Source organism: Mycobacterium sp. AT1, assembly GCF_002043095.1.
GTDB lineage: Bacteria > Actinomycetota > Actinomycetes > Mycobacteriales > Mycobacteriaceae > Mycobacterium.
This window is the reverse complement of record NZ_MVOC01000022.1, coordinates 136,458-143,865: the sequence shown is the minus strand read 5'-3', so window position 1 is coordinate 143,865 and position 7,408 is coordinate 136,458. Positions and strand designations below refer to the sequence as shown.

2 protein-coding genes and 3 pseudogenes (1 of these 5 running past the window's edge) are annotated in these 7,408 nt (G+C 67.5%); all 5 read right to left on the bottom strand.

Annotated elements, in window-relative coordinates:
- Positions 1–1,849, bottom strand: a pseudogene (locus tag B1790_RS11425) (cytochrome c oxidase assembly protein); it reaches 112 nt to the left of the window's first position.
- 45 nt (positions 1,850–1,894) lie between these two features.
- Positions 1,895–4,234 (bottom strand): glycerol-3-phosphate 1-O-acyltransferase, encoded by a 2,340-nt coding sequence (locus tag B1790_RS11420; RefSeq protein WP_079923309.1) that lies wholly within the window; start codon positions 4,232–4,234, stop codon positions 1,895–1,897.
- A gap of 5 nt (positions 4,235–4,239) precedes the next feature.
- Positions 4,240–4,326, bottom strand: a pseudogene (locus B1790_RS35850) (hypothetical protein); the annotation flags it as partial.
- Positions 4,327–4,614: 288 nt separating this feature from the next.
- Positions 4,615–5,700, bottom strand: a pseudogene (locus B1790_RS11415) (HAD-IB family hydrolase); the annotation flags it as partial.
- Positions 5,701–5,855: 155 nt separating this feature from the next.
- Positions 5,856–7,367, bottom strand: a complete 1,512-nt coding sequence (locus B1790_RS11410; RefSeq protein ID WP_079923307.1) for a wax ester/triacylglycerol synthase family O-acyltransferase — start codon at positions 7,365–7,367, stop codon at positions 5,856–5,858.
- Between the last annotated feature and the right edge of the window lie 41 nt (positions 7,368–7,408).

Here is a 7,408-nt window from a genome sequence, read left to right as displayed (position 1 = left end):
GGACTTCGCCTGCCGACCAAGCGATTCCACCACCAAGCCGTTGATCGGCCAGCAGATCGGTGTGCCAGGGCAGCTGCAGAGACTTGTAGAAGTCGCCGGCGAGCACGGCCTTGGTGCCCATCAGCACGACGCCGAAGAAGGCGTGCAGGGGAAGCGACGCGAACACCACCGCCAACTTGGCGATGGGCGGAATCGGCCTCGGCGTCGGGTCGACACCGATCACCACCCAGTAGAACAGATAGCCGGTCAGCAGGAAGTGCAGGTTCATGGCGACGTGGGCCGCGTGGCTGGTGACCGCCACGTCGAAGATGCCGCCGAAGTAGAGACCGTAGAACCCCGAGACGAAGATGATGGTGGCGACGATGGGGTTGGTCAGGAACCGCGACACCCGACTGTGCAACGCCGCCAACAGCCACTCACGGGGGCCGGGCGGGTCATCGCCGCGTGCTGCGGGCAGTGCCCGCAGCGCCAGGGTGACGGGTGCGCCCAACACCAGCAACACCGGCACCAGCATCGACAGCAGCATGTGCGCGGCCATGTGCATGCTGAACATCGCGGGCATGTAGCGGCCGATCCCGGACGACGTGGCGAACAGCAGCACCGCGCAGCCACACAGCCAGGCGACGATCCGCCCGGTCGGCCAGGCGTCGCCGCGCTTGCGCAGCCGCCACACCCCGGCCAGGTACAGGCCGGCGAACACGATGGCCGCCGTCCCGAGGATCAGGTCGAAGCGCCAGTCGAACAGGATCCGCGCGACGGTGGGCGGGCCCGCGAGGTCGTAGCCGATCTCCACCGCCGTCACCGACGGGTTGAAGATCGCCGGCGGAGGCGGCGGGGTACGGCCCAGTGCGACGGCGATGCCGAACGTCACGCCGAAGACCCCGGCCTCGATCAACGCCAGCCGGATCAGGGCACCACGCGCGTTCGAATCGGCGCGTAACGCTGCGACGCCGCGACGCCGTTGCTGCCACCCGAGCACGCCGAGCACGACCAGTGCCGTGCCCTTGCCGACCAGCAACCAGCCGTAATTGGTGTGAAAGAGGTCGTCGAAGCGGACGCGCACCAGCGCGTTGACCACCCCGGAGACCGCCATCGCGATGAAGCACCACAGCGCAACGACGGAGAACCGCCGGGCAGCGAGGTTGGCGTGTTCACCTCCTCGAAGGGCATGCGCGAGCAGCGCGAGCAGACCGCCCGCCCACAACGCACCCGCAATCAGGTGAACGAAGAGACTGTTGGTGCCCAGGTCGTGAGACCCACCCGCCGAGGAGTGTCCCGTCAGCACCAGCGGCAGAAGGGTGACCAGCGAGCCAGCCAACAACAGCGGGGTCCACGACCAGCGCAGCACCGGAATGCTGAGGACCGTCACGACCGCGGCGAACAGCGCGGTCCACCGCCACGCCCCCGCAACGTCGACCAGGCTCGCCACCGACCAGATCGCCGAGAGGTCCATGCGGCTGGTCAGCGGTTGGCCGGTGACGTCGGAGACGGTCAACGGGACCAGCATGGCCGCGCACACGGTCCAGACACCCGAGGCGACGGTTCCCGTCCGCAGCGCGCGATACCCCGCCGCGTCGAGTACGCCGTTGCGCTGTGGCGGGACCAGGAAGGCGGCGAGCAGGAACGACCCCACCGCGACGACGGCGGCGATCTCCCCCGCCGCTCTGACGAACGGCAGTCCGTAGTTGGTCACGGGGCCGGGATCGGGCAGGCCGGTCGCGGTCAACGCATCGGCCAGCGACAGCGCGGCGATGCATGCGGCGGTCGCGCCGGCCAGCAGACCGACACCCAAGAGGATCGGCCACACTGCGCTGGTGCGGGTCTGCGCCCGCGCCGTCGTGGTGGTCATGCCTCCAGGGTATGGCGCATTGCCGACTTCGCTAAAACGCTGCCGTCAGCCGTTCTCCTTGCGCATGACCAACTCGCGAAGGAAGAACTGGTCTCGGGAGAACTTCTCGACCTTGCTCATGTCGCCGAGGATGTCACGCAGTTCCGCCAGGAACGCCGCGCGACGCTCCTCGAGGTCGGCGGCCGGCTTCAGCAGGTTCTGGTCGGCGATCACCTGTCGCGCAGTGGCGAACAGGAGCGCCGACACCGACTCGTTGCTGTGGACCCGGTTCTGCGCGATGTACTGACCGCCGACGCCGAGGGCGAGGGCGGTGAGATCCTTCTCGCCGATCTCCGGTGGCGTGCCCCGAAGGACGTCGGCGACGATCTCGTACGCCTCGATGAACGGCCGCAGCATGGCGCCTGCTACCAGTGGCCGTTTGGCCTTCAGGATCGCGTCGATCTCGTCACCGCCCGCGGCGACGTGTCGTTCCCAATCGTCGTGCCATGACATCTCCTCGGCGACGTGCTCGCGGAACGCCGCGGAGTCGGCGAAGTAGAACTCGAACTTCAACAGGTCGCGCAGCCGCATCGCCTGCGCCCAGAAGGCCTCGACCCTGTCCCCCTGCGCGCGGGCGGCGTGCACCAGCGACAGCTCGACGATCGAGGTCTCGAGGAACGCGTGGATCAGGGTGTTGCGGTAGAACGCGGCCTGATGTTCGTCCTCGGGGGCAATGCGCCACACCGGTTCCCGACCTCCGTCAATCCGGGTGACCGGATGCCCGCCAGAGAGCGCGTCCACGGCTGCCCGCACGCCGTCGGTGGTGCGAAGTCGCAGCGCGCTGTTGGTCATCGGAGTCTTGGTGCGCTCGAGGTAGTCCAGGGAGTCTTGCATCGTGTGATGCAGCTGGTCCAGCGTCAGGGCCACCCCACTGGTGGTGAGCAACAGCGCGGAAACCAATCCCGTTGCGTTGACCGGTGTTACGCGCAGGATGCGCCATGCCACCTCGAAGGCCATCTTCTGCATGGCCAGACGTTTGGCGGCCTCGTCGGTGGTCATCGGCCCGTGCGGTTCGCCGAGGTACTTCGCCATCGAGACCGCTTCTGGGAAGCGGACGTAGATCTTGCCGTAGTTGCGGTCGCCCTGAGCCTTGATGAAGTTGTACAGCCAGGACACCCCCTCGGGGGTCTTCTCGCCGCCACGGGCGTAGTCGGCGTATTCCGCCGTCTCGTGCAACTGGTCGAAGCTGATCGAGACGGGCTGCAGGAGGATGTCGTCGCTGCGGCCCGCCAGGTAGGCGTCGGCGACGTACGCGAGCAGACCGAGCTTGGGCGGCAACATCTTTCCGGTGCGCGAGCGCGTTCCTTCGATGGCCCAGCTCAGGTTGAACCGCTTTTCGACGATGTAACCGACGAACTCCTTGAGCACGTACTTGTAGGTGGGGTCGTCGAGTTTGCGACGGATGAAGATGGCGCCCGAACGGCGCATCAGCGGACCCATGAAGCCGAACGACAGGTTGATGCCTGCGAAGGTGTGCACGGGCGGCAGCCGGTTCTCCTGCATCGCGACCGGCACGATCACACCGTCGAGATAGGACCGATGCGAGAACAGCAGCACGGCCGGATGCCGTTCCAGCGCTCCGCGCATCGACTCGATCTCGGCGCTGTCGTAGTCGATGTTCGGGTCGAAGCCCCTGCTGAAGACGGCCCGACCCAGTGACGGGATCAGGTCGACGGAGAACCGACTCCACCCGGTCGACAGCTCGTCGAGCATGTCGCCTGCGGACTCCAACGTCGCCCCGGGGATCTTCTGCAGTCCCTCACGGAAACGGTTGGAGGACAGTATCTCCGGCTTGATCAGGCGTGGCGACTTGTATTCTGGCCCCAGCAGCCGCAATTCGACGCGACCGATCGCCAGCTCCGCACGCCGGACGACGAAGTGCGCGAAGTCGCGGGGGTTCTCCGCAACGGTGGTGTCACTCCAGTGCTGGCGCAGCTCGGAGACCTTGGCGGGCTCGCCGGCCACCACGCGGGCCCGGGCCGGGTTCTTGTGAAGAATGTTGCTCTGCAACAGTTTCGGCGGACGGTAAGTGTCCCGTCCGCTGATGAACGCCACCACCTTCGACCGGGTGGGCAGACCGCCGGGAACCCAGAACACCCGGACGGGAACCACCGAGCGGTCCTCGTCGACGTCGAGCAACTCGACGAGTCGGGCGAGGGTGGCGGGTGGCGGGTCGCCGTCGGTCGGAAGTTGCAGAACCTCGATGTTGGAGCCCGGGTGCTCCTTGCGCTGGTCGGCCAGCCAATCGTCGAGCATCTCGACCTCGGCTGGCGAGTCAACCGCCGCGAGGACCAGTGCGTCACCGGTGGGAGTGAAGCTGTGCAGGGCGTCGGCGGTTACCTTCACGGCCGCCCCTTCTTCGGAGTTGCCTTGGCAGCAGCCTTCTTTGCGGGAGCCTTCTTGGCCGGAGCCTTCTTTGCGGGAGCCTTCTTCGCCGGCGCCTTCTTGACGGGCTTGGCGGTGCGTTCGTAGAGCGGCGCGCTCGGGAGGACGTCCGCCGGCCAGTCCTTGAGCGTGTCGAGGTAGAGCTGCCTCACCTCGGCGATGCGCTCGGACAGGTTCTCGGTGGTCCAGTCGTCGACTGAGATCGGCGGGAACACCGCCACGTCGACCTTGCCGGCGTTGAACGTGCTCGAATTCCGCTCGGCGATGACCTCGGCGTTGCGGATGACGATCGGCACCAGCGGCACGCCAGCCGCCATGGCGATTCGGAACGGCCCCTTCTTGAAGTCCCCCACCTCGGTCGTGTCCAAGCGGGTGCCCTCGGGAGCGATCAGCACCGAAATGCCCTTGCGCGCAAGCTCTTCGATCTTCGCCAGGCTCTCGACGGCGGCCTTCGGGTCGTCGCGGTCGATGAAGGCGGCGTCGAGCACCCGGCCGACGGTGCCCATGAGCGGATCCTTCTCGAGCTCCTTCTTGCCGACGGAGGTGAAGTTGTCGCTGATCAGCCGACCCGCGATGAACGGGTCGGCCTGGTTGCGGTGGTTGAACAGGAACACCGCGGGCCGCTTGGCCGTCAGGTTCTCCTCGCCAAGCACGTTGAGGTCGATTCCGATCGAGGTCATCAGCAGCCGGGTCCACGCCGCGGTGAAGAAGTTGACCCCGGTGCGGCGGTTGCGCGTGAGGATTCCCAGGCTCAGGCCGCCGGCCGCTGCGGGCAGCAACGAGGCGATGCCCGCCACGGTGCGCAGTTGCGCCACCGGGCTGCTGCCGCTGCGACTGGTGAACTTGAGGATCGGCCAGCCCCGCTTGACGGCAACGGCGCGCAGCTTGCCAGCGGGATTCGTCGGTCGCGGGTTGCCGACGAGGTACATCAACGCGACGTCCTCGTCGCCGTCGGCGTAGAAGTAGCTCTTGGTCAGGTCGACGCCGTTCTTGGCCGAGAACGCTTGCACCGCACGGGCCTTGCCGGACCCCCAGATGATGGGGGTGCGCACTTCACCGGTGATCAAGCCGTCGTCGTCGGTTTCGAACTGGTTGCTCAGCACGTTGTCGATGCCGAGGAACTTGGCCACCGGCTCGACCTGGACGGTCAGCGCCGACGAACTGAGGACGACGGTGTGGCCGCGGGCCATGTGGGCGCGAACCAGCGCGCGCATCTCGGGATAGATGCGCGCCTGGACGTGCTGGACGAACAGTCGCTCGCCGAGCTCGTCGAGGTCGCTGATGGAGTTGCCGTGCAACATCCTGGCGCCCTTGCCGATCAGATCCTCGAACTCCGAACGCCCCAGTTGATGGTTGAGCCCGGCCTGCACCATGCCGATGAACTCGCCGACGCTCATCTGGCCGCGCCGCAGCCTGTCCTGGGTCATCATGACCCCGGTGAAGCCGGCCACCAGGGTGCCGTCGAGGTCGAAGAAGGCACCGACCTCGGGGCCCTCCGGACTGGCCTCGATCTCGGCGACCGAGCCGGGCAGGCGAAGGATCACGTTGTCGCCCTGGCGCTCGGGCTGTCCGTTCTGCGAAGTCATTGCGCGGCACTCCCATTGGCCGAGGTGGACGGTGACGTCTGCGGCGCCTCAGAAGACGGCGGCGCGGGCGGATCGGCGACGAACGATGCGGGCGTCGACCGGCCCTCGCCTCCCAGGGCGAGCACCTCGTCGAAGCCGTCCCGTAGACACCTCGCCCACAACGCCTCGTCGGCGACGGCCGCCCGGTCGTAGCGGGTGGTAATCGTGCAGTAGCCCGCCCGCGACACCAGCACCACCATCATGGCCACGCCGGGCAGCGGACCAATCCCGTAGTGTCGCAGGATCTTTGCACCCGCGATGAAGGTGTCCCCCGGGTAGATCGGCACGTTGCTGGCCTGTACGTCGGAGTTGACCACCGAGCCGGCCACGGATTCGAGGATGGAGTCGGGCAGCAGGCTGATCAGTGGCGCCATGGCGCCGACCATGTCGATTGCGCGTTCCTCGCGCTTGCGCATCATCTGGGCGCGTACCTTCGCGATGCGCCTCGTCGGGTCGGCGATACCGACGGGAGCCGCGAGATTGACTCCGGCGAAACGGTTTCCGCCCGCGGGATCGTCGTCGGACCGCAGGTTGACCGGCACCGCCATCGGCAGCGTGGCGACGGGAATGCCCTTGGCTTCGTGGTAGAGCCGAAGCGCGCCGCACAGCCCGGCCAGATACGCGTCGTTGATCGAGCCGCCCGCGGCCTTCGACGCCTTGTGCAGGTCGCTGAACTTGATGTCGATCGCCTCGGTGCGCGAGGACATGCTGCGCCTGCGCAGCAGGGGCGACGGATCCGCCACCGGCCCCATGACACGGGCGCTCGACCTGGCGTAGTTGACGACACCGCCGACCGAGGACACCGGATCGCGGACAACCCTTCCCAACAATGACGCCGCCCCGCCGATGGCGCCGACGATGCCACCGGCGATCGAGCCGGGAAGCTTGGTGAACCCTTCGCGCATGAGGTCGTTGGGCGAAAGATCCTCAGGGATCGGCAGCTGCGCAACCTTGGCCGGTGGTGGGTCGCGTTCGACGTCGTAGATGTTGGCGAACATCTCGATCGCGCCGACGCCGTCGGTGACCGCGTGGCTCAGGTGCAGCATCGTCGCGGCCGTGCCGTCGGCGAGACCCTCGACCAGCGTGGCCGTCCACAGCGGCCGCGAGATGTCCATCGGCGACTGCAGCGCCACCTCGGCGAGGTCCATCACCTCGCGCAGCGTGCCGGGTGCGGGGACGCGAACCCGTCGCACGTGATAGTCCAAGTTGAAGTCGGGGTCGACGACCCACCGCGCCGCCGCCGTCGGCAGGGTCGGCATCACGACCTTCTGGCGCAGCCGCAACACCTTGCGGGACGCGTTCTCGAAGCGCGCCCGGAACCGTTCCCAGTCGGGTGTCGCGTCGAGCAGCTCGACGCCCATGAGCCCCGACCGCGTGCGCGGGTTCGCCTCGCCGCGGTGCAACAGCTGGTCGACCGCACTCAATTCCTCGGGGAGTCCGGCCGCGGCGTTGTCCGGCACGTCGCTCATCTTCTGTCGATCTCCTGCCGTCGTCACCCCGGATGCGGGGT